The sequence below is a fragment of the Bremerella sp. TYQ1 genome (assembly GCF_020150455.1).
Taxonomy (GTDB): Bacteria; Planctomycetota; Planctomycetia; order Pirellulales; family Pirellulaceae; genus Bremerella; species Bremerella volcania_A.
The window spans coordinates 3,672,254-3,694,688 of the sequence record NZ_CP083740.1; the positions used below are offsets into that span (position 1 = coordinate 3,672,254).

The window sequence follows — 22,435 nt, forward strand, 5'->3', positions numbered from 1 at the left end:
TTTCTACTGGGCCGGCAGACACATACATGCCGAACTCATCTGAACATCGGCATCTTTCCAGGCCACCTCGAACTCAGCTTGAACCTTCTCCGCTTCGTCAAGTTTGCCTTGCATTCGTAGGCTTCGGGCCAAGTCATGAAGTGCCCAGCCGTTGTGCGGGTGAATTTCAAGATCACGCCGCAACACTTTTTCTGCCGCTTTGTAACGCTTGGCATCCATCAGCGTAGCCGCCAGTGCATGTCGCACCGGCTGGATCCAATCGGGCGGTTCTGTGTAGCGAAGCGTATCTTCAATGCGGACAGCTTCTTCTAACTTAGCAACCGCATCATCCGTTCGTCCCTCTCGATAAAGGATCTCGCCTTCGAGCATATTTTGAGCGATCTCGAAAATCGTATGAGCCCGGTTTTGAGCAAAGAAGGCTTCTTCAGGCACTTTACCTGCTTCGGCCATAAAGATGCAAAGTTCGACCCCGGCCCGCTTGTCTTTTTTAGCTGCGAATGCCACACCCCGAGCGTAATAATGCAGTGCACGTGTGATCGGGAAATGATCCGGCGGTTCCGGCATTTCAAGAATTTCATCCCAGCGCCCAAACCGAATATGCATTTCGTACGGCATACTATGCATCCCGTCGACGAAAGGAGCATTCGCTTTCACCCACGCCGGAGGCATTTCCTCTAACATGGCGTTGATCTGATCTGTCGCGACTTTCTCTTGCCCAATCATCATGGCGGCAAAAGCCAGCATATGTCGATTGTGGGCCATGTAGATGCGAAAGAAATCCTGCTCCGGCGACTGTTCCTTATACGCCGTATCTGCGGCAATCGCTTTTTCGTTAGCCTCGATCGCTTTTCGCCACTGCCCTAGACGAACATCGATGTGACTCGGCATATGAACCATATGCCCCAAGCCGGGCTGTAAGTCGCGAAGTCGATCTGCTTCGTCTGCCGCTTTCGCAACTTCTCCTGACGCTTCCAGCGTGTGAATGTATAGATGCAGCGCCAGGGGGTGAAGAGGAGCTTGCTGTAACACTGTCTCCAGCGTCTGCATCACTTCTCTTGTATCTGGATTTGCCGCTCCTGCTTTTTGCCATAAGTCCCACGGCCAAAGGTCCATCAAGCTTTCGGCATACAACGCCCCTACGTCTGGCTCATTCGGATACTTCTCCCACACACTACGCATCGCCTGGGCAAATGCCTGATCGAGCGCCTTGCGATCGACAGGAGGCGGGTCGGCATAGCGCTTATCCAATGCCGCGATTAAGTCTTTCTCTAGCGCCGAGCCGTTTTCTACTCGCCGTTTGGCCTCCTGCAGAGCTTCCCATGCCAGAGGAGCATGTTTCTCGTCAAGCAAGGGATAGTTGATATTGGGGCCGTTGGCTAACGAAATCGCCCACCACGGCATCGGGCTCTTCGGGTCGAGCCTCGCCGCTTCGTGAAAACTACGAATCGCTTCGTCATGATTGAAGCCATACATGAAAGCGAGCCCCTGATCGAAGTAGGCTTGCGCTTGGGCATTGTCCGTCGAAATCTTCCAAGTGTGATCTCCCAGGCCAGCAAATAGCGGAACCTGCGTCTCAGGCTTCTCAGCCCAAACGGAGCTGCAATGCAGCACCAAAATGGCCAGCGCCACCCCCAAGACATGAAATGGCAGGAAAAACGTTCTCATCAGTCATGATCCTCCGAGATAGTTTCGCCCCTTCCGCCATTTGACGGAATTGCCTACTTCCCTTTGAATTCTGGGCGCTTTAAGTTTAGCGATTGTGGCCACTGAATAAGAGCTTTCAGTGATAGAAATGTTCGGCCTGTCGTTTAGCTTTATCAAACGAGAAACCTCTCCCCTGGATAAGGTGGGCAAAAAATGGTCTCCCTCGCAAGTGCTACCGGCACCCTTTTTGCAAAGTTTAAAAAACAGGCCTCGGCAAGTCTTTTTTGCTACATTTCTATGCAGGTCACGCTCATTTTGCGCGCAGAGGATGCCCCTTCTGGGGTCATTTCCTAGGGATTTTACGTCTTCTGACGACGCGGCACGGTAGTTGCTAACTGTCCGCACCAAGCTTTCGCAGGGATCGCGAAACGAAAGATCGTAAGGGAATTTCAACAACGAAAAGCGTGACGACGATCCCTTTTGGGGGTTACCGTTCGCGCTAGGCTTTGGAGGTCACACACTAGTGAGTACGGTATCGAAAGGTAAGGCGGGTTCCAACGGAACAACTACCACAGGCAACGGTAGCGGGTACGCTGGCGGCACGGCACGAATGGCTGCGATTGCTGCGGTTACCAACTACAAGCCCTCCGCCCCTGCCATGAACTTCTTGGAGACGCCTACGCAAGAGCTGTTCAGCTCGAACGTCTTCGGCAAATCGGTCATGAAGGACCGTCTCCCCAAGCCGATCTTCAAGACGCTGATGAAGACGATCGAAACGGGCGAAAAGCTCGACACGACGGTCGCCGACTATGTCGCCTCGGCAATGAAAGATTGGGCCATTGAAAAGGGTGCCACCCACTACGCCCACGTCTTCTACCCGCTGACCGGAAGCACCGCCGAAAAGCACGACAGCTTTCTGAGCCCTGACGGCAACGGCAGCGCCATCGCTGAATTCAGCGGATCGCAGCTGATCCAAGGCGAACCGGACGGCTCCAGCTTCCCATCGGGCGGTATCCGCCAAACGTTTGAAGCGCGTGGTTACACCGCTTGGGACGTTACCAGCCCTGCTTACATCATGGAAAACCCGAACGGAACCACGCTGTGCATTCCAACGGCGTTTGTTTCGTGGACCGGGGAAGCTCTCGATAAGAAGACGCCTGTCTTGCGTTCGATGCAAGCTTTGAACAAGCAAGCTCAACGTATTCTGACGCTGTTCGGTCACACCGACGGTGCCATGGTCAGCTCCACCGCTGGTCCTGAACAGGAATACTTCCTCGTCGATCGAAACTTCTTCTTTGCTCGCCCAGACCTGCTCAACGCCGGCCGTACTTTGTTCGGTGCTGCACCTCCTAAGGGCCAGGAATTCGACGACCACTACTTCGGTGCGATTCCAGATCGCGTTCTGGCTTTCATGCTCGAAAGCGAACGAGAACTGTTCAAGCTGGGCATCCCAGTTAAAACGCGTCACAACGAAGTCGCACCTGGTCAGTACGAAATCGCTCCGATGTTTGAGTTCGCCAACGTGGCAACCGACCATCAGCAGCTGATCATGATCACGCTCCGCAAAGTCGCCGAGAAATACGGCATGGCTTGCTTGACCCACGAAAAGCCTTTCGCTGGCGTCAACGGTAGCGGTAAGCACGTCAACTGGTCGATGGGCAGCTCCTCGCAGGGCAACTTGCTCGATCCAGGCGACACGCCACACGAAAACGCTCAGTTCCTGGTCTTCTGTGCAGCCGTTATTCGTGCCGTGCACAAGTTCCAAGGCCTGCTGCGTGCCGTTGTTGCTTCGGCTTCCAACGACCACCGTCTCGGTGCCAACGAAGCTCCTCCAGCGATCATCTCGATCTTCCTGGGCGACCAACTGACGGACGTCTTCGAACAGATCAAAGGTGGCGGTGCCAGCAGCTCCATTCCAAAGGGTACGCTGGAAATTGGTGCCGATGTTCTTCCGCCTCTGCCAAAAGACGCTGGCGACCGTAACCGTACCAGCCCGTTCGCTTTCACCGGCAACCGCTTCGAGTTCCGTGCAGTCGGTTCCAATCAGTCGATCGCTGGCCCACTGGTCGCAATGAACACCATCGTTGCTGAATCGCTGGACTACTGTGCGACGAAGCTGGAAGAAGCGACCGGCGGCGACTCGTCGAAGTTGAACGCTGCCCTGACGAAGCTCATGTCCGAAATCATGAACGAGCACGGCACCATCATCTTCAACGGCGATGGCTATTCCGACGAATGGCACGCCGAAGCAGAAAAGCGTGGCCTTCTGAACCTGAAGACCACCGCCGATGCTTTGCCGTTCCTGGAAAAGGACGAAGTCAAAGAACTGTTCACCAAGTACAACGTTCTCTCGGAACGCGAGCTGGAAAGCCGCATGGAGACGTACTTGGAACAGTACTGCTTGAGCATCAAAGTCGAAACCAATCTCACCATCGAGATGGCTCGCACGATGATCTTCCCAGCTGCGATTCGTTATCAAAACGAGCTGGCTGCAACGTGTGCCAACCTTCAAGCTCTCGGCTACGACTTCGACAAGAACACGCTGGACAAAGTTACCAGCCTCGTCAAGTCGCTGCAGGATAGCATCACGGCTCTGGAAGCTGCTGCTGAAAAGGCCGAAGAAGGCGATTGTGCCAAGGCTCACGCCAAAGCTGCTTGCTACGAAGTTCTGCCGGCGATGAACGATGTTCGTAAGTACGCCGACGAACTGGAAGGCTACGTCGCTGACGACCTGTGGCCGCTGCCGACCTACCAGGAAATGCTCTTCATCCGCTAAGCGGTTTGACGCATTCCAACAAGTCAATCTTTCCCTAGAAAGCGGACCGAGACTTTACATCTCGGCCCGCTTTTTTCATGCGCTGACATAACACGCCCCTCTCTTAAGTCATCTTGCCCAATTCGTGCAAGATTCGACCTCTCGCCGAAACAGAGCATATACTCCCAATAGGGGTTGCCGTCCGCCCCGCAAGTAACGCCCCGCCTAGGCCAATTTGTCGCATGCCACTTGGTGCGTGCTTTCTTGCCGCATCCATGGGACGCTACCCGAACATCGAATCTTAACTGCAAACTTGGTTTCGCACGGACGTTCGCCGATCCAGCTTTGAGCCTAATTTCTTGTCTCAGAATTGACGTTCTCACTCGACTCGAATTTCTAATCACTCCCTTCCATTCCGCCGAAAGCGTCCTATGGCCAATCCACATACGAACTCGAAATCCTTTTTTGTATTCGCCTATGTGTTTTGCACGTCACTGCTTTGCGTCATTCCGATTATCTGCCTGGCCATTTTTTATGGCGTTCAGTGGAAGATGAATCATGACGTTAGCCAACTCGCGCGAGAACAAATCACTCAGAACGAGAGCCTTTCACCCCAGCAACAAGATGAGACCATTGCCTTGCTGGAGTCAGCATCTCTCTCAACCGCACTCAGCTCATCTGATCCAAAGTGGACACCACTTCGTAACGCAGTTCCTAAAGAAGATCAAAAATACTTTCTTGCAGTCCGATGGGGAATCTATCTTTGCTGGACAGGCCTCTTGCTTCCCTTCGTCATGCACGGCACCATCTGGCTCATTAGCAAGTACGCCAAACGGTCCCCGCAGACCTATCACTCAGGGCTCGATATCGGCTTCTCGCTCGTACGACTCTTCGGAGTCGCCTCTTACCTTTTACAGTCGACCGTTGCCGTCATGGTATTTTTCATGTTCAGCATGTTCGCGCTGGATGTCGATGTTGGCAGCGTGCAAAAAAGTGTCGTTCTCACGATGGTCCTGCTCCCAATGTTTGCCGGAATTCCTGTCGTCGCCGCGTTAATTGCATTGTTCAAGCCATCGCGGCAACTTCCGGGGATCACGGGAATACTCACCTCAGTTCAGGACGCACCACAGCTATGGGAACTTGTGCAAACACTGTGCAAGCGGATGGAGATCCCCGTTCCGAACCACATCATCCTGGGCGTCTCACAACCTGCGCACAGCTTGAATACCTCGTTCGTTTTGTATCAACCTGACGGCCGACAACATACACTCCGGGGTCGCACTCTCTACTTGAACTTCGCTCTCTTGAATTACCTCAACGAAGAGCAATTGACGGCGATCATCGCGGCTAACTTGCACTTCTTCCGCCAGGGCTCTCCACAGATTTACTTTAAAATCTATGAACAAAACGATCACTTTGAAGACTTCATGCTTGGCCTAGAGAACAACATTTTCCTCCGCCCTATTTACTACTATGGAGCCTTCCTCCGCAGAGCACTTAACCCTGCCAACGCCAAGCATGGTCGCCAACTAAGACTTGATGCGGACAAGACATCGGCCACTTTTACCTCATCCAGCATCGCGGCTGAAACGATCGTACGATCATTCGCTTTGTACGATCTCATGCACGACATTGAAAGCACGTACTTCCAGCATGAACACCCACTGGAATGTGCGGAAATTAAAAGACTAATGGAAGAGCACTACGCTCGCTATTTGGAATGGCATCTCTTAGATTTTCCGCCGAACTTACCCGAAGAAGGAAAACATTCAGAGCTTCCTTATCCTTCCCTTCAAAGCAAGTTGGCTGTGTTAGGCACAACCACGGAAGACGGTATGCTTCGAGCCGCCATTAGGAACCTGGTTCCCGAACCGGCATGGAACCTCGTTGCCGACGCGGCGTCGATGGAAGCTGAACTATGGTCTTCCCACGAATCGAACTTCGTCGAAAACCATCGCCATGCACTACTCTTCCGTTACTTGCCGAAGACCCGGGAAGAATGGGAATTTGTCGAATCGTATTTCCCGCCTGGAGAACTGGTTGTTCGAGACGATCAACGGTTGTACTACGACTGCGAGAAGCTGATCTACGAAGCATGGGAAAAGCCGATCTACTACCATGAACTGTACCACTTGGCCCTGGACCGATTCGGCCAGAACCCGACGCTAAAAATCTCGTTCCGGCGCAACCAGAAAAACATGTCGGTCGTCCTGCCGATCAGCTTGGATCCTGTCCACCAAGACCAGCTGAAGCATATTATCACCTCCTACTCCAACCGTTCCGATGCGGCGGTGGAGTACCAGAAATCGAAACCACCCCAAAAAGAAGATTCGCTATGGCAAATGGTGGAAGATTCTGTCTTCGTCTGATTTGCTTGCCTTGCCGCTGGCCATCCCCCATACTGCAGCCTGATTCTTCTTCCTCTCCTTCTGCTTGTGAGTGACGATCGCTATGCAGCAAGATGTTTCCAGCCTCGGCTTCGCTAAAACGTACGTCTACCCGGCACTTGCACTCTTCTTGATTCCAATCGCATCGCTCGCGTTCTATGAGTACGTTCAGCATACGTACGATCAGGAATTCATGGAGATGGCGATTGCGGACATTCAAGCGAGCGCACAGCTGACACCCCAAGAGAAAGCCGACAGCATCGCCAATGTGAAGAGCACGCCGCTGTCGTGGTTGATGGTGAGCAACGATCCCAACGTGGTGGCATTCCGGGACGGCCTCGCCACGGAGTATCTCTACTACAATCTCTCGCTGATTTGGGCGATCCGCATTGCGTGGTTCTGCATCCTTGCTGGCGTAGGAGCGTTTTTCCTGACTGGGATCGCCGTCATTCTTTCCATGCGATCGCAATGGATGCAGTATTACAGCCTACTTGTTGGCTGGCATACGCTGCGGATCTTTTGCACGTTGGAAGTCATCGCTCAGGCACTGTTGGTCTTCTCCCTATCGTTTTGGGTGCCTGCCTTCTTCTTCAGTTTCTACAGCATCAAATTGCTCTTCATCATCGGGCTGCTGGGCATTTGTGCCGTGGGTGCGGTACTCGCTGCGATCTTCAAGAAGGTTGACGATGAGTTTGTCATTGAAGGCGAAAACGTTACCCGTGACATGGCTCCAGTGCTGTGGGAAGATCTGGAACGTCTCAGCGTTGCGATGGAGACGGCTCCGCCAGATCATGTGATCGCTGGCATCGACGACAACTTCTTCGTCACCCAGATGCCTGTCAAATTAAAAGTGAAAGAAAGCGAAGAGCTACAAACGCTGACAGGACGCACGCTGTTCGTTAGCCTATCGCTTCTCAAGCGTTTACCCCACCGCGAAGCAGATGCCGTCCTGCTGCACGAACTGGCTCACTTCAGCGGCAACGACACCCTTTACACACAGAAGATCTCTCCCCTGCTCTCTCGCTACGGTCATTACCTGCAAGGTCTGTACGAGGGTGGTCTTTCGTTGCCGGTGTTCTACTATGCAGTAATGTTCCGTGCGTTGTACGAATTGTCACTCGGCAGCCTTAGCCGTAAGCGTGAGTTCCGTGCGGATCGACTCGCATCCGAGCAAACATCGCCTGAGTCGATGGCGCACGCTCTACTTCGCATCACCGCCTATTCCCAATATCGAAACGAACTGGAACAAGAGATCTTCGACGCCGAACAGGCCCACGAAGAAATCAACTTGTCCGAACGCATTGAAGGTGGCTTTGCCAACTTCGCCAGCGCGTTTGTCGACAAACGAGACGTCGGCGAACTGGCCACCGTACATCCCTTTGATACGCACCCTCCCCTTCAGCAGCGGCTCGAGGCACTCGGGTTTCACCCTTCGCCCGACGCGATGCGTAACGCTTTATTCGACGATACGCTCGGCCCTTGGTTCGAGAAAATCGATGGCGCCGAACACCTCGAACGTTCCCAATGGGAACATTACGAAGAGCAGTTCCGCCAGTTCCACGAACAAGTCCTCGCCTATCGCTATATCCCCTCGAACGAGACCGAGCAGGAACTAGTCGAGAAGTTCTTCCCTGCCATCCAGCGAATGGCCGCCAAAGATCGACTCGTTCATTTCGATTACGAGAAGATCACCTACGAAGACTGGGATCAACCACTTTACTTCCGCGAAGTCGAAAGCATGTCGGTCGAGAACGACTGGGGAGCCAGGCTCGACATCGTCATCCGTCGCGACGGCAAGAAGCAGACCATCAAGATCCCTCTTCCCAAACAGCAAAGCGATCAGCAAGAGTTACTGGGCGCTGTCGAGCTGTACTACGCCAGAGCCGCCACAGCGATCGCCTATCAACAAAGCCTCAATCAGCCGGAGATCATCCAACAGCCGGGCGATACGTTCTCGATAGAATAGGCTCTTCTTCCAACCTACCGGCCTGGACCATTGGGAAGTTCTCCATCGAGCGACCGCTCTATCCCTAGCTTCGTCTTTCCAAGCCGCGCATAAAAAAAGCGAGGGTGCCGATCGACACCCTCGCTTCGTTGTTTCAGATGAAACCGAGCGATTAGAATTCGCCCAGAACCTGACCGTCTTGGCGAGAAGCCAAGTTGACCAGCGTTGCCTGGTTGATGGTTTCAGCCAGGAAACGGACCGAACCATCGGCCAAGCTGCAAAGCACGCCGCCTGGGTGTGGCGAGGTGAGTGGCATGTTGACGCCGCCCATAGCCTTACCGTCGTCGGTCAGAGTGTTGCTGTTGAACTTGTTGATTGGGTAACGAATACCAACAATGTTCTGGAAACCGATGTCAGCCGTCTTGGCAACGCTTGTTGGCGTAGCCCAAGCACCACCGTTGGCAACAGCAGTACCAACCGTTGGGCGAAGAGTCGCGGCCTGACGGGTATTGTTGTTGTACTCGTCGTAGTAGTAGTTGCTGACTTCGCTGACCATCATCGTGTTGCTGGTACCGTCGGTGATGCTACCCAGACCGATAGCGCTGGCACCGTTACCAATGTTGATCACAACACCGTTGTAGTTCTGGAAGTTGCTGGAGTTGATCGCTGCGATCGAACCGTCAGCCTGATTGACCTGACCCCAAGTACCCGCGATACCAACATAGCTGGTGAACTGATACTTCGGATAAGCGTCAGCCGTTTCTGGCAGTGGGCTCGATGGGCACAACAGGCCATCAACATTCAGTATGGCGAGTGTACCAGGAGCCGACGAGGTGCCAATGTTATTGGTCAGGTAAGCACCAGTAGCAATGTTGTTGAAGTTCAGCTGATCAAAAGCAGCACTTTGTTCCATGAATGGCAACAGACGAACCCAGAACGAAGGGGCTGGGGATTGCATCTGCGTGGTACCGCCGTTGAATGGCAGCTTGCTGATGTAAGTGTCGTGGTAGTTGTGCATTGCCAGGCCAACCTGCTTCAAGTGGTTGGTACACTGGATACGACGAGCGGCTTCACGAGCCTGCTGGACCGCCGGAAGAAGCAGTGCGATCAGCACGCCAATGATGGCAATCACAACAAGCAGTTCCACCAAGGTAAAACCCCGGCGGGCATTCCAAGAATGAGTCACGTAAGTCTCCTTCTCTGTTCCCAGAGATCTACAAGAAATTAGAACTAGATGGACGAGCCCCCGCTGAATCATCGAGCGAGAACCGGTTTTCCGACCCCGGAGAATGGCGTTCTCCGTGCCTCTATTGGTCAGTTAACCCAGCGTAAAAGCAGATCGATTGATGAGGAATCTGACTGCATGAAAAGCGCTGCGTGATTCTTTATACTCCAGAAACTGATATTCACGAGGGGCAATCAGCCAACTAAAAAAAACTAATTTCCCTGACACGGGGACACCCCCCTTAAAGGACAAGATCCCCACTTTATTCAATCGCATGGCAGAAAGCAGTTCAACTGAGTTCCCTTGCGAACATTTTCTCCTACTTCTCGACTAAATTCTTCTTGCACGTTCTTGGTAAACTTTGTCGAAAAAAGAAGCCTAGCACCGCTATCGAAGCTATTTGCCTTTTAACGCAAATTTCACCCCCGTTGACAAACCCCCTTTCATTGCCATTGGTGGGGATACAAAGTGACCCAATTCGCCCAATACCCGTTTAAACAGGTAACAGATTAGCTAGCACGGATAACGGTAGATCGAGCGCCCTTCAATCCTTTACGCCTCAGGCCCCTCGGCATGGCTCAAATCCTCTCGTCGCTTGCAAAGTTCGACGACTCGACTATGAGGAGTACTCATAATGCCGCCCCCCAGCCGCGAGACCATGCGCAGATAGAAAAGTGCCATTTTAGGGTCCGCTTCCAGCATCGGGACGTAGGCCTTCTGCAGAACCCAGTAGCCAACAAAGATAATCGCCACGGCCGGCAAGACTCTCACAAAGATCGGCGTGGTCACCAGCGTTGTTGTGCTCAGCGCGATTAAAAAGATGGGGATCAGCAAATACATGACAGCCCCGCCGAACAAGTCACGAAGCTCCGCTTCGACTTGGGGACGCGACATCGTTTCGACAGGCCGGCGATATGGTTGGTCCGGCTCGGGGACATCTGGCAGTGGTTCTTGTTCCTGAATCATCAGCATTCCTTGCTCGGTCGAATTGAGTTGCTCCATCCTATCGGTTAACGACAAGAAAGAAAAAGACGCCTTGCCCAGGACGGACAAGACGTCTCTTCTCTGTTGTTCGTTTCCGAGTGGCGAATTATTTAGACTTCAAATCGAAATCGAACGTATTCTCTCCTTGCACAACCGTTCGCTTCAATTCACTTCGCCGGTTGTACCTCATCGGAATCGGATCTTTGAATGCCGGTCCACGATAGTCATCTGCTTGCGTGGGAGCTTGTGTTTCAATGGAAACAACATGATCCCCCGGCTCGGCACCTTTCGTGGCGCGGATGTAGGTCAGCTCGTAACTGCCGTCTGCGTTGGTGGCACCCTTGGACGGTCGACCACCCTCAGGCGCGAACGTAACAATCGCGTCTGCGTAGGGCGATCCGTCGAGGGTAACTTTACCGGTCACTTTTCCTAAGTCACCGTAATCTTCCTGAGCACAACCGACTGTCAGCATCGCCAATACGAGGGCCAAACCAACATGAAGTTGCCATCGTTTCATCAACATTCTCAAGCCGTTTCTCAATGGAATTAGAATTCACCCAGGACCGCGCCATCTTGGCGATCCGCAAGTCCGGTCAGAATGGCAAAGTCGATCGTTTCCGCCAGAAAACGGACGCTTGCATCCCCTAACGCCAAGTTCACGCCGCCTGGATGGGCCGAGATCAATGCGACGTTGACGTTATAGTTCGCGGCGTTACCAGTCCCACCTTCGGTAGCAATGGCGTATCGCACCGTGGTGACGTTGGACGTCCACGTTCCAGCACCACCGCCGTTGCCCCAAGTGCGACCGGCATGCCCGGAACTTCGGCGAGCGATCTTGGTTCCCGACGCGTTATAAAAGTAGTCGCTTTGCTCGCTGACCATCATCGTGTTACTGGTACCGTCGGTCACAGCTTCCAAGCCAATCGCGCGACTCTTGGAATTGATCGGAACGATCATCCCGTTATAAACCGCATCGCCGTAGCTGCTGTCTTGGGGCGAAGTCGATACCACACTCGTGGTGCCTCCTTGAAAGTAAGAACCGGTAATGCCGACATAGTTGGCCACTTGCAAATCAACACTGCCGTTGGCGTTGGTCGACTGCGTTTCGACTTCAGGCAGTGGACTCGATGGGCAATTGAAGCCAGGCACGCGCAGCTGGCCCAGAATCGCAGCATTGGGACTTGGCCCATCCTGCATCGTCCAGTCGCCTGCGAATTCAAATTGATCGTAAGCGGCATTCTGTTCCATGAAAGGAAGCATGCGGACGAACCACGAAGGGCCACGCTGCCGATCCCCCACGCTGCCTAGCTGCGGCACCGCGTTGTACGGCAACTTGCCGTAGGTGTCGTGATAGTTGTGGATCGCCAAGCCAAGCTGCTTGAGGTGGTTGGTGCATTGCATCCGCCGAGCCGCTTCACGCGCTTGCTGGACCGCCGGAAGCAAAAGAGCAATCAGAACACCAATGATGGCGATCACCACCAGCAGTTCCACAAGCGTGAATCCGCGACGCGATCGGAAAGGAACAGACATCAGCAACATCTCCAGAGGAAGGGATAAAGGAGGAAGTCGTAATGGAAGGGAATCTCCCTTTCCAGGTTACGGACTGTTACTGATCAAATCTTGTTCCAAATCCCTTTGCCAGCACCTCAATCCTCAATGAAGTTTGCCGCACCAACACCGCACAGGGACATTGCATTCCCTAAATCGCCATCCCAGGAGATGTATCTGCCATTAAAATGAAACAGATACTGTTTTTTCAGTATCACCCTTTGCCCACGCGCGTCAGGCGTTGAAAAGCTGCACTGAAAGTGCGCAGATATGTCACGCCAATGCTTAAACCCCTTGCTATCCCGTGATAGCGGCACGCCAGACTCCTCAAAGAAGGGGCTCTAGCCTCTTAGCACGGCGAATCCCTTCTTCCTAGTGTCCGAACACCACCATGGGAAGGATTCGCTCCATTGCGGTTTTACGACATCGCCCCCTAGTCACTCTTTACTAAGCGGTCCCACCGTTTACAGGGAGGACCTGACCGGTGATCCAGCCTCCGTCGCTGCTGGCCAGAAAGACAATGACGGGGCCCATATCTTCTGGTTCGCCAAGTCTGCCAAGGGCGGCCAGATTGGACATGCGTTCGATCTTTTCCTGGTCATTGTTTCCCAGGAATAGTTCCGTTGCCGTTGGGCCTGGCGAAACGATATTCGACGTGATGCCGCGCGTCCCCAACTCTTTCGCCAGGCTTCGCGAGAGTTGTTCGATCGCTCCCTTGGTCGCACAGTAAGGACCATATGTTGGCAGAAACATGCGTGCCGCTGACGACGAGATCGAAATGATCCTACCACCATCGGCCAACCGCCGAGAAGCCTCACGCATCCCATAGAAGACGCCGCTGACGTTCGTGGCCATCAGCTTGGCGAACTCTTCGTCGGTCGTCTCTTCGATCGTCTTGTAATGAACAATCCCGGCATTGTTGACCAGAACATCGACTTTGCCGAACTTCTCTTCCGCCGCATCGAACAGCCGAGCAACATCGGCCGAACTGGAAACGTCCGCTTGAACCGCAACCGCGATACCTCCGCTGGCCTCGATTCGCTCGACCACTTCGGCGGCCGCTTGTTCGTTGTGGGCATAATTCACGACGACCTGGGCACCTGCCGCGGCAAGACATTCGCAGATATTGGCTCCAATGCCGCGAGAGCCGCCAGTGACGATTGCCGTTTTACCTTCCAACTTGCGCATAAGAGATGCCTTCCTTCCGGTGAGGTTCGTGACGCTGCATTGGCCATTCGCCGCATTGAACGTAGATTGCCTGGCCGCGGCGGCTAGTCGATATCCATCGGGACTTCCGCCCATGGCTCATCGCAAAAGAGCCACTCGAGGGCATGCCGCCGGTTGATAATGATATACGGCCGCAGACGCTTTGGCTTCTTGGGCAGCTCCAAGTTGTTGGCCGTCTCGTGCTGGATTGCCCAATGAATGCAGTAAGCCAGATCCAGCTTCGGCGCGATCTCTTCCGCGGTACGAAGTTGACACTTACTGCGAAACGCTTCGCTCGATGCCGAAGCTTTCAAGTTCGGGAAGAATGTCACCATGTCGTTGGTGCACGTTTGATCGAACTCAAGCGTATCTTGAATTTGGCCAACCCAAGTCATCGCCCAGACGGTTTCGACATGCGGGGCGAACTTGTCCAGTGGTGCGTCATCCTTGTTTCGCAGAAACAGCGATTCCTCTTCGGTCACTTTCTCAAGGAGCCCTTCCTGGGCCAACCAAGACCAGCCGAGTTGCTTCGGAAACCCAAACGAGCAAGCAACACACGTGTAAAGGCAAAGCATCCGATCGAGGAACTCTTCCGGCGTTCGCTTAATCGAAAGGTCGCCCAGCAGCGGCAGCTCTGCGTTAATCGGATAGCCCAGCTTCTTAGCCTTCGACAGGCTTTTCTTCCGTATCGCCTCAGTATCCATCGAATCGTTCCGTCTGTTTCAATCTGAGAAAACGTGCCAGCATAACCGTTACATAGCGAAAAAAGAATGCTATCAGGCAATTCTCTCAAATACTACGCGACAATCTCTCGCTTGCGCAAAAGTCAATCCGAAACGCAAAAAGCTTGCATTTGTGATGCCACGTGGTATCATCAGAAGTGTCATGGCGGATGACACTAGGCTGACTACGCTTGATCGTCGGCAGCCTCCTTATCGGAAATTGCGCCACGAACAACCTTTTTATTGGTTCTACTTCTTATGAAACAACGTTCCGGTTTCACGCTTGTCGAGCTCTTAGTTGTGATCGCCATCATTGGCGTATTGATTGCCCTGTTACTGCCGGCCGTGCAACAGGCCCGCGAAGCTGCTCGCCGAATGCAATGCAGCAACAACCAGAAACAACTGGGTCTCGCTTTTCACAACTATCACGATACCTACCAAAGCTTTCCGCTTGGCCCGATCCATATTCGCGACAACGGCATCCAGTACGCACTCGGCTGGGTTCCTCGCATCTTCCCTTTCATCGAGCAAGGCACCCGCCTGGAAGCGATGAAGGCGCTGCATCCGCACTATCTCACCGCACGTAGCCCTTACCGTAACCACGATACCGACAACCCTATCTTCGGCGCCGTGCCTGGCATTACGTGCCCTTCGTCGGCCATTGGTGAACTAGCCTCCGATCACCCACCAGGCGGCAACTTCCCCAACGCCCAGCAGCAAGGCTCGCTCCACTACCGCGCAAACTCAGGCTCGTACGACGTCGATCTCGATACCAGCAGCGGCGATTCAAGTCGCTATCACAGCCGCTCCGGCATCATGTATCCTGGCAGCAAAATCGGCTTCCGTGACATCACCGACGGTACGACCAACACAATCCTGCTTGGCGAAACCTCGAAGTCGCGTGATTGGCTTACCTCCAACATGGCTACCGGCTGGGGTGGTATTAAGCCATGGGTGTTTGGCTACTTCGAGTACACCGGATCGTGGCTGACGATCGACCACAAAACGGTCAACTACCCCATCAACTACACCGGCGACTTCATCACCTCTACGACGCCGTACACCAGCGAACACCCAGGCGGCGCCATGTTCCTGATGGGCGACGGTAGCGTCAGCTTTCTCACCGAAACGATGCCACTGGGCCTGCTGAAGAGCATGGCTACACGTAGCAACGGCGAAGTGATCGCTGATAACTAAACCGACAGCTAAACAGTCAGAAGATGAAGCGGTGCCATCGTCAGCTTTCGCGGCGGTGGTACCGCAATCTGCTTTCGATACATATCCCCAAGAGATCTATGCTCGTGACGAAACATTCCATTGCATTGCTTCTTTTCGTTTTTGCCTGCACGGTGACCATCGGCTGCGGTCCTGGAGGCCCCCCTTCAGGCCAAGTCATCGGGAACGTCACCTACAAGGACAAGCCGCTTCCCACAGGAACCATCATGTTGATTCCTGAGAAAGAAGGAATGCCGTACGCCCAAGGGACCATCCAGCCAGATGGGACCTATCACGTCGAAACGAAAGAGTACGGCAAGAACGTTCCTATCGGATCGTACCGCGTGATGATCAGCGCCGTGGAAGATCTCGGCCCAGAGCACCCTGTTCGCCCGCTGATTCCGTCTCGCTACAGTTCTGAAGCCCAATCCGGACTGACTGCCAACGTGCAAGAAGGCGAGAACAAAATCAACTTCGATCTGAAGAAGTAAGACACCGGATCCTAACGAGCATTGCTCGCATAACGTTTCAGATCGACACCGCGCATACGAAAGGCCAGGACTCGCCTCGCACCATGAGCCCTGGCCTTTTCGCTGCGAAGTAACCGGACGCTGCCGATTACTTCATGTCAAACTCGACGACGTTTTCTCCTTCCGCGACACTGATCTTTAAGTCGCTTCCTACGTCGTTGGTGTACTTCCTAGGAATTTTAGCAACGGCTGTGACCGGAGTGGGTGCTCCGTCCATATCGAGATTCACATCAACCGCCGGCTGCACGTAGGCCACATAGTCGCCCACACGCACTGGCTCTTCCACTTTAAAAGCTCCTGCTTCGCCGACCTTCGCTTTGTAGGCAAAGCCTGTTTGATGATTCATCAAAAAGAGTTCGACGTTGTCATTCACTGGCTTTCCTTTCAGCAGCAACGTTCCCTCGACTTGCCCGACAGGGTAGCCGGGTCCGTTGTTGCAGCCTGTGCTTCCCAATGCAACGGCCGCGACCGCGCATAGGGTCCATAAGACTCGATTCATTAACTTTACTTTCCTGTGTCTGTGGGGCTTAAGACACAAGCGTTACGTCGCGACAGGTTACCGCTACCGCGCGACGTAGCGCTTGAAACAAAGAACTTCAACGCAACTAGAATTCAACCGTCTGTCCATCGCTACGAACCGCCAGCCGCTTCAGCATGTCGAAGTCGATCGTCTCAGGAATGAAGTGCACACTGCCGTCCAAGCACATCGCATTGATCCCGCCAGGATGGAACGAATTCAGAATGGTGTTGTTGCGATAAGTCGTATCGGTGGCACCCACTTGTATGATGTCCGAGTTAATCGCGAAACGAACGCACGTCGTTCCAGACTGCCACAAGTCGCTACATCCTTCCGTCGAGTTGCCGACATGGCCGTAGTTTCGTGCGCCGTGCCAACCGCCGTAGTAATTCGCAGTGCGGTTCAGATTGTTCGTCAGTCCCGACTGTTCGGCAATCAACAACGTATTCGACGAACCATCGGTCGCATCACGAAAGCTGCGATACTCGTTCGGAGAAAGCAAACCATTGTTACACGACCAACCATGTTTGCAGTCGTGGTAGCCGCCCACGTTGCCCGGCACCGTCGGCGCCGCTCCTTGCAAGCCAACGTAGTGATGGCACATGCCCCAGGTATTGTTCCCCACCGAAGTATCAATCTCTGGCAGCGTGCTTGATGGACAAAGGAAGCCATCCACCACCAGGTCTTTCAGCACTTCGTTGCCGGCATAGCTGTTGCCCGCGAAGCTACCACTGAAGTCGAGCTGGTCGTAGATGTTTCCTTGCTCGAGCATCGGCAAGATGGCGGTCCGCCAGTTGGAACCATTCTTCAACGACCAATCGTCCATACCGCGAGCCCCACAGCTGAACTTGCCGTAGATGTCGTGATAGTTGTGGAACGCCAAACCAATCTGCTTCAAGTGATTGGTGCACTGCATCCGCCGTGCGGCCTCGCGAGCCTGTTGCACGGCCGGCAACAGCAAAGCGATCAGAACGCCAATGATGGCAATCACCACCAACAATTCGACCAGCGTAAAGCCAGTCCTACGCACTCTCGTCACGGTCATAGGAATCTCCAACGAACCGAAGAAAAGAAAGATGAAAACGAGGCGATTCCCAAGCGAACAAGAAGATCCTTTACACAGTGAAACCATTCACCCTGTGTAAGATTCTCTCCCTTTACGCATTGGCAACACACCTTCGACCAAGCTGCTCGATTACCCCTCTGTACAGCTACGCGAACAAATCTTGTCCACATCACATATTGCCGAGGGAACTTCGCTGCCAAGCCTGCCTCTCAATAGGCTTTGCAGCGTTTGCATGATGGCCGTTTCTCCGTTCCGAGATTCGCTTCGTCAAGATTTCACGTGACATTCGCGAAGTTTTCGAAGCATACCGATGCCCGGTAGGCATTGCAATATTTTTCTGCGTGTTTTTTCACATTTACCCTGCCACCGGGCTACATGCGCAGGAAGATACAACGGCACGACTAGTACTTTCTAGCCAGCACACCCACTGCTTTTGGAGTAGGCCATTTATTGACCACTTACAAGCGATGGTTCCGAACAACCATAAAGTGGTGTTATTTCCCATAAGCGAAATTGCATATTTCGCTTGCTGTACCGAAATGGGTCGAGATTAAGACTTCTGCCCGGTAAAGATCAGATGTAGCCCGAGACCGACAAACAGTGTGCCGGTCACGCGGTCGATCCAACGACCAGTCGATGCATGGCCGCGAATCCATTGCCCGACCACGCCGCAGTAATACCCCAGCAGCGAGTAACTGAGCGTCGTCCAAAGCCAGAAGACGATCCCCAGCACCAGCAGCTGCGACCATGCTGGCCGGCCGGCGTCGATAAACTGCGGCAGAAACGCCAGAAAGAAGAGGCCGACTTTCGGATTCAATGCGTTGCACACAAAGCCTCGCAAGCAGGCTTCGCCAAAGCTTTGCCGTGCCGGCTTGTCATCGATCGCGAATTCATCGACGCTACTGCGGCTCATGAGCGCTTTGGTGCCGAGGTAAATTAAGTACGACGCACCTGCGTAAAGAATAAAACGAAACGCCCATGGCGATGTCGCCACCACAGCCGAGATTCCGACAACCGCTAATACGGTGTGAAAGAGGGTCCCCAGCCCGACTCCAAAAGCGAACCCCATGCCGGCCTGACGCCCCCGAGCAATTCCGTAACTCAAGATGCCCAACATATCAGGTCCCGGCGTCATACTGATCACCAGCATGGCCAGCAGAAAATAGGGAAGCGATTCGATCGGTGGCATCTCGGCCCATCCTTTCATGGCAACGTATTCCGGGCAGGACACAACCTGCGGCGAACGGTTCAGCCTAGCACGATCCCATTTCGGGTCGAGCCCCGACCACTGCTGATAACCATTCTTCCGAGTCAGATTGTTTTGACACCCGGTAAACCGCAGGTTTAAGATTCGCAGTGTGTCTCTCATTTCGCCGATCGGTTTTCTGCATGGATCAGGAGAAACCTATGCGTTCCGTTGCCATGTTATCTCGTCGTGCTCTCGGTATCTTCTTGGCCAGTATCGTCGTGCCAGGCACGCTGACAAGTTTCGCGATGGCTCAAGAGACAGCCGATCGGTCAGCGTCGCTCCGCGAGCAAGTGAAAGCCGCGTGGGTTCAGAATCACGATCGACTGGGCATGGTCGAAGCCCAATACGACTCGCTGAACTTGGACCCGAGAGTCGACAAAGAGAAAACGATCAAGCATGACACGCCGGATGGTGCCCAGTTCATCATGACAATGCGGCCGAAAACCGAACACGCAATTTCCGTGGCTTACCTCGGCGAGAAGTACCGCTACGAAAGTAAAGAGCTTGGCGAAAAAGACCCTAGGACGCGGCTCCTGTTTGACGGCCAGCATTACGACCAATGGCAATCCTGGAACAAAACGCTTGCCGTCCGCCGCCCCGATCAGATGGCAGGCATGCTTCCGCTGGATCCCCGCGAAGCTTGCATGTTCGACATTCGCCAACCGTTTCTCAGCTTGCTGCCGGAGTTCCGCTTGACCCAGCAAGTTTCGCCTGAGGGCGAACTGCAGCAAATCGAAGCGGAGTACGACGGCCCAAACCGTTTTTGGATTCGCTTCGATCCGAAAGTCGACCTCTTACCGGTCGAGTCGATCCTCTACCATGTCGACGGCTCGATCCTGTGGCACACGAAAATCAGCTACCAGCGAATCGAATCGCGAGACGCCTGGCTGGTCTCGAAAGTCGACATGCGGCAATTCGCTAAGGGAGACGTTTCAAAACTTCCCACCGAGAAGATCGGCCCCACAACAACGCTTACGCTGACCTCTCACGAACTTCGCGATCCCCCAACCGACGAAAACCTTACTCTTCTTCTTCCGACGGGAACACGAGTCGTCGACATGACCGATCTGCCAAAGCATCCGTAGGCAACTCCACTTCACCACTTGAAATGCAGGCCTTCCGTTACGTGGCAGCCCATGCCCTTCGAGTAAGACTTTCCAGGGGCACCATCGCCGGGCTCCTGCTGTGTTGCGTTGTCGGCTGCTTTAGTTCGAGAACCCAACCGCTTGATGTAGTCGATCTTAAGCAGTTGCAAACGGCGCGGATCTTTAATCTGTCCATAACAACCGCTGCTGGCCAGCGAATCGACCTTACCGAAACCGATGCCCGAGCGTTCCTGGCAAGCCTCGACTCGGCGAGTCGGATCAGCCCCACCCCAATCAAACCTGATGCCATCGTCACGCAAGTCACCATCCAATCAGGCCGCAACCCAATCACTTTCGTCGTGACCGAAAACCAACAGCAACTCACGCTCCACGCCAACACCAGTCGCTTTCGCTTGCAGGATGAAACGCGATTGCGGGCGTGGCTTAGTGAGCCTCCCGAATAATTGACGCTTGCGGTCGACTTAATCAGAATAACGCTTCCTTCGCGCCCCTTCCCTGCCCCTCTTACGATCGCCGCTATTCGATGATGACTTTCCGTTTGCTCCTGTTGCTCGGCACGTTTACTTTCCTTTCTCAGGCGGCAGCGGCTGGGGAATACTTCTTTACGGATCCATCGATTGGAGCGGTCGCCGATGGCAAAACGGACAATCGTGCGGCACTGAGGAAAGCGTTTGACAAGCTTGAACCTGGCGACACGTTGGTGCTTCCGGCCGGCGCGTATCGTATCGAACTGACCGAAAGCCCTTTGACCGTTCCTTCCGGGATCACGCTCCTGGGCCAAGGGGGGCAGACTCGCCTGCTTCTCGCGACGACGGGAACGGAAAAGAAGTTTCGCAATCTGTTCAAGCTAAGCAGCGACGTTACGCTTGCCGGGCTGACGATCGAACGCGTCGAGGCGTTTCCCGCGGTGTTGTTGCCGATGTTCGGCACGCTGGAAAACATTACGTTCCGCGACGTCGAGATCGTGGGCAACGCCGATCAATTTCCCGGCACCTACTGCCATGCGATGCAAGTTGGATTCGGTACGTTGAAGGATTTGAAGCTGAACCGTATTGCTATCCGCGGTTGTTCGTTCGGGCTGTTCCAGACGAATGACGCCACCGGCACCGTCGAGGATGTTCTTGTCGAGCATAGCACGTTCGAGCAAAACCGAGCCTCCGATCTCGAGTTCAATTCGCCCAAAGGGAAGATGCGAAACATCATCGTTCGAGACTGCACGTTTCGCGACAATCGCTGCCAAACACCAGGGGCAGGTTTCGCGGTCGGCTTTGCCAACGTTGCCGACAGCAAAGTCGAACGCTGCGACATTCGTAACTACGGCAGCGAAGCGTTGCATGTCGAGGATCGCTCCAACAATATCTCCCTTACCGGCAACACGATCGTGCATGGTTCGAGTCGTCAGACCAACGGCGTCGTGATGGTGCTAAGCGATTCAACGAATGTGACCATCGCGGACAATGTCGTCGATGCGCGAGCCAACGACAACAAGACGAACCTCATTCTGGTCACCGCCGGCGGGACTCAATTCAAGTGCCCCTCGCAGGTAACCGTTCGTCACAATCTGCTTATCAATGGACCGAAGACAAGAACGTGGTATCTGCAACCTGGCAGCGGCCCCGAGCCTGAAGAGAACACGATCGTTACGTCAGAAACGAAAGACGCACCACCAGGTGAAATGAATTAACACATTCGCCGCGTGCGAACCAGGCTTAAGCATTCCCGTCGCTCAGAGCATTCGTTCCGTCAAACGAAGCGACATTTCATCCGAAGCGATGCTTGTAAGAGACAAGTGGCTTCCGTGCCACTTGACCCGGGTATGCGGATTGATGGTGGCGGTTGGCTGTCGGTAGAGCAGATAAAAAAACGGGTGCCGGGTCGACTTGGTTTGGAAGTCATCCCGACACCCGGATATGGTAAACGATCCAAATTGGAGATCGTTATTTACAAGATCGCATCGCTTGAAAACCAGCGTTCGTCAGGCTGTAAGCGCCTTTGAACGATTCAGGAACCAGGTAATCCCGCTTGACCAGCTTGGTGAGAGATTTGCTGTGGGTCGCGAGCATCGGGCCAGTGAAGCAGAGCATTCGGCCTGGATCCATCAAGTATTGGCGGAATGTTCTGAGGACTTTCTTTTCGCCTTCGGTCAGCATGGGAAGCTCCTATGTAGGAATTCGAAGAGCTCAGCCTCCTGCTATCAAATTGGCGACTTTCTCCATAAAGCCGTTGGAGCTGTGTGGCGAATGATCGAGACGATGGCTCGTGCGATCATCGATTTGAAAAAGAAAACGCCCGCTGAAACAGCTTCGTGCTACTTACAGAAATGCGCCAGTTTTTCC

General features: G+C 53.8%; 19 protein-coding genes. 7 read left to right on the forward strand and 12 right to left on the reverse strand.

The annotated features are described in order from the left end of the window. Positions 1-3: 3 nt before the first annotated feature. Positions 4-1,665 (reverse strand): tetratricopeptide repeat protein, encoded by a 1,662-nt coding sequence (locus LA756_RS14550; protein WP_224435443.1) that lies wholly within the window; start codon positions 1,663-1,665, stop codon positions 4-6. A 589-nt stretch (positions 1,666-2,254) separates the two neighbouring features. Here LA756_RS14550 and LA756_RS14555 point away from each other — a divergent pair. The 3 genes from LA756_RS14555 (at position 2,255) to LA756_RS14565 (ending at position 8,752) form a co-directional block, all read left to right on the forward strand. Beyond that, the gene (locus LA756_RS14555) at positions 2,255-4,420 is read left to right on the forward strand and encodes a glutamine synthetase III (protein ID WP_369123653.1); all 2,166 of its coding nucleotides are present in this window, start codon (positions 2,255-2,257) and stop codon (positions 4,418-4,420) included. Positions 4,421-4,830: 410 nt separating this feature from the next. Beyond that, positions 4,831-6,768, forward strand: coding sequence for a hypothetical protein (locus LA756_RS14560; RefSeq protein WP_224435445.1), 1,938 nt, complete (start codon positions 4,831-4,833; stop codon positions 6,766-6,768). An 82-nt stretch (positions 6,769-6,850) separates the two neighbouring features. Continuing rightward, on the forward strand, positions 6,851-8,752 hold the full coding sequence (locus LA756_RS14565; protein WP_224435446.1) for a M48 family metalloprotease: 1,902 nt from the start codon (positions 6,851-6,853) through the stop codon (positions 8,750-8,752). Positions 8,753-8,903: 151 nt separating this feature from the next. On the opposite strand, the gene LA756_RS14570 is transcribed toward LA756_RS14565, so the two are convergent. The 6 genes from LA756_RS14570 to LA756_RS14595 all read right to left on the reverse strand — a co-directional run bounded on the left by LA756_RS14570 (position 8,904) and on the right by LA756_RS14595 (position 14,398). After that, positions 8,904-9,917 carry a DUF1559 domain-containing protein gene (locus LA756_RS14570; protein ID WP_224435447.1) on the reverse strand — a complete coding sequence of 338 codons (1,014 nt, stop codon included), beginning with the start codon at positions 9,915-9,917 and terminating at the stop codon, positions 8,904-8,906. Positions 9,918-10,508: 591 nt separating this feature from the next. Next, on the reverse strand, positions 10,509-10,922 hold the full coding sequence (locus LA756_RS14575) for a hypothetical protein (RefSeq protein ID WP_224435448.1): 414 nt from the start codon (positions 10,920-10,922) through the stop codon (positions 10,509-10,511). A gap of 124 nt (positions 10,923-11,046) precedes the next feature. Further along, positions 11,047-11,463 carry a carboxypeptidase regulatory-like domain-containing protein gene (locus tag LA756_RS14580; RefSeq protein WP_224435449.1) on the reverse strand — a complete coding sequence of 139 codons (417 nt, stop codon included), beginning with the start codon at positions 11,461-11,463 and terminating at the stop codon, positions 11,047-11,049. A 23-nt stretch (positions 11,464-11,486) separates the two neighbouring features. Continuing rightward, a complete protein-coding gene (locus LA756_RS14585) occupies positions 11,487-12,470 on the reverse strand; it encodes a DUF1559 domain-containing protein (RefSeq protein WP_224435450.1) in 984 nt (327 codons plus the stop codon). 465 nt (positions 12,471-12,935) lie between these two features. Beyond that, entirely contained in the window at positions 12,936-13,676 is a 741-nt protein-coding gene (locus tag LA756_RS14590; protein WP_224435451.1) for an SDR family oxidoreductase, read from the reverse strand. A gap of 83 nt (positions 13,677-13,759) precedes the next feature. After that, positions 13,760-14,398 (reverse strand): DUF4272 domain-containing protein, encoded by a 639-nt coding sequence (locus tag LA756_RS14595; RefSeq protein WP_224435452.1) that lies wholly within the window; start codon positions 14,396-14,398, stop codon positions 13,760-13,762. Positions 14,399-14,674: 276 nt separating this feature from the next. On the opposite strand from LA756_RS14595, the gene LA756_RS14600 reads away from it, so the two are divergent. Further along, complete coding sequence (locus LA756_RS14600) at positions 14,675-15,613, forward strand: DUF1559 domain-containing protein (RefSeq protein WP_224435453.1); 939 nt, start codon at positions 14,675-14,677, stop codon at positions 15,611-15,613. Positions 15,614-15,711: 98 nt separating this feature from the next. Then, on the forward strand, positions 15,712-16,122 hold the full coding sequence (locus tag LA756_RS14605) for a hypothetical protein (protein WP_224435454.1): 411 nt from the start codon (positions 15,712-15,714) through the stop codon (positions 16,120-16,122). Positions 16,123-16,249: 127 nt separating this feature from the next. Here the strand turns inward: LA756_RS14605 and LA756_RS14610 are convergent, their stop codons facing one another. From LA756_RS14610 to LA756_RS14620, 3 genes are all read right to left on the reverse strand, one after another. Next, entirely contained in the window at positions 16,250-16,660 is a 411-nt protein-coding gene (locus tag LA756_RS14610; RefSeq protein ID WP_224435455.1) for a hypothetical protein, read from the reverse strand. A gap of 106 nt (positions 16,661-16,766) precedes the next feature. Continuing rightward, the gene (locus tag LA756_RS14615) at positions 16,767-17,723 is read right to left on the reverse strand and encodes a DUF1559 domain-containing protein (RefSeq protein ID WP_224435456.1); all 957 of its coding nucleotides are present in this window, start codon (positions 17,721-17,723) and stop codon (positions 16,767-16,769) included. 571 nt (positions 17,724-18,294) lie between these two features. Continuing rightward, a complete protein-coding gene (locus LA756_RS14620; protein ID WP_224435457.1) occupies positions 18,295-19,113 on the reverse strand; it encodes a LysE family translocator in 819 nt (272 codons plus the stop codon). 38 nt (positions 19,114-19,151) lie between these two features. Between LA756_RS14620 and LA756_RS14625 the strand changes: the two genes are divergently transcribed. Then, on the forward strand, positions 19,152-20,078 hold the full coding sequence (locus LA756_RS14625) for a hypothetical protein (RefSeq protein WP_224435458.1): 927 nt from the start codon (positions 19,152-19,154) through the stop codon (positions 20,076-20,078). An 11-nt stretch (positions 20,079-20,089) separates the two neighbouring features. Here LA756_RS14625 and LA756_RS14630 read toward each other — a convergent pair whose 3' ends face one another. After that, complete coding sequence (locus LA756_RS14630; RefSeq protein ID WP_224435459.1) at positions 20,090-20,398, reverse strand: hypothetical protein; 309 nt, start codon at positions 20,396-20,398, stop codon at positions 20,090-20,092. Positions 20,399-20,622: 224 nt separating this feature from the next. On the opposite strand from LA756_RS14630, the gene LA756_RS14635 reads away from it, so the two are divergent. Further along, positions 20,623-21,783 carry a right-handed parallel beta-helix repeat-containing protein gene (locus LA756_RS14635; RefSeq protein WP_224435460.1) on the forward strand — a complete coding sequence of 387 codons (1,161 nt, stop codon included), beginning with the start codon at positions 20,623-20,625 and terminating at the stop codon, positions 21,781-21,783. A gap of 253 nt (positions 21,784-22,036) precedes the next feature. Here LA756_RS14635 and LA756_RS14640 read toward each other — a convergent pair whose 3' ends face one another. Further along, positions 22,037-22,249 carry a hypothetical protein gene (locus tag LA756_RS14640; RefSeq protein WP_224435461.1) on the reverse strand — a complete coding sequence of 71 codons (213 nt, stop codon included), beginning with the start codon at positions 22,247-22,249 and terminating at the stop codon, positions 22,037-22,039. Positions 22,250-22,435 lie beyond the last annotated feature (186 nt).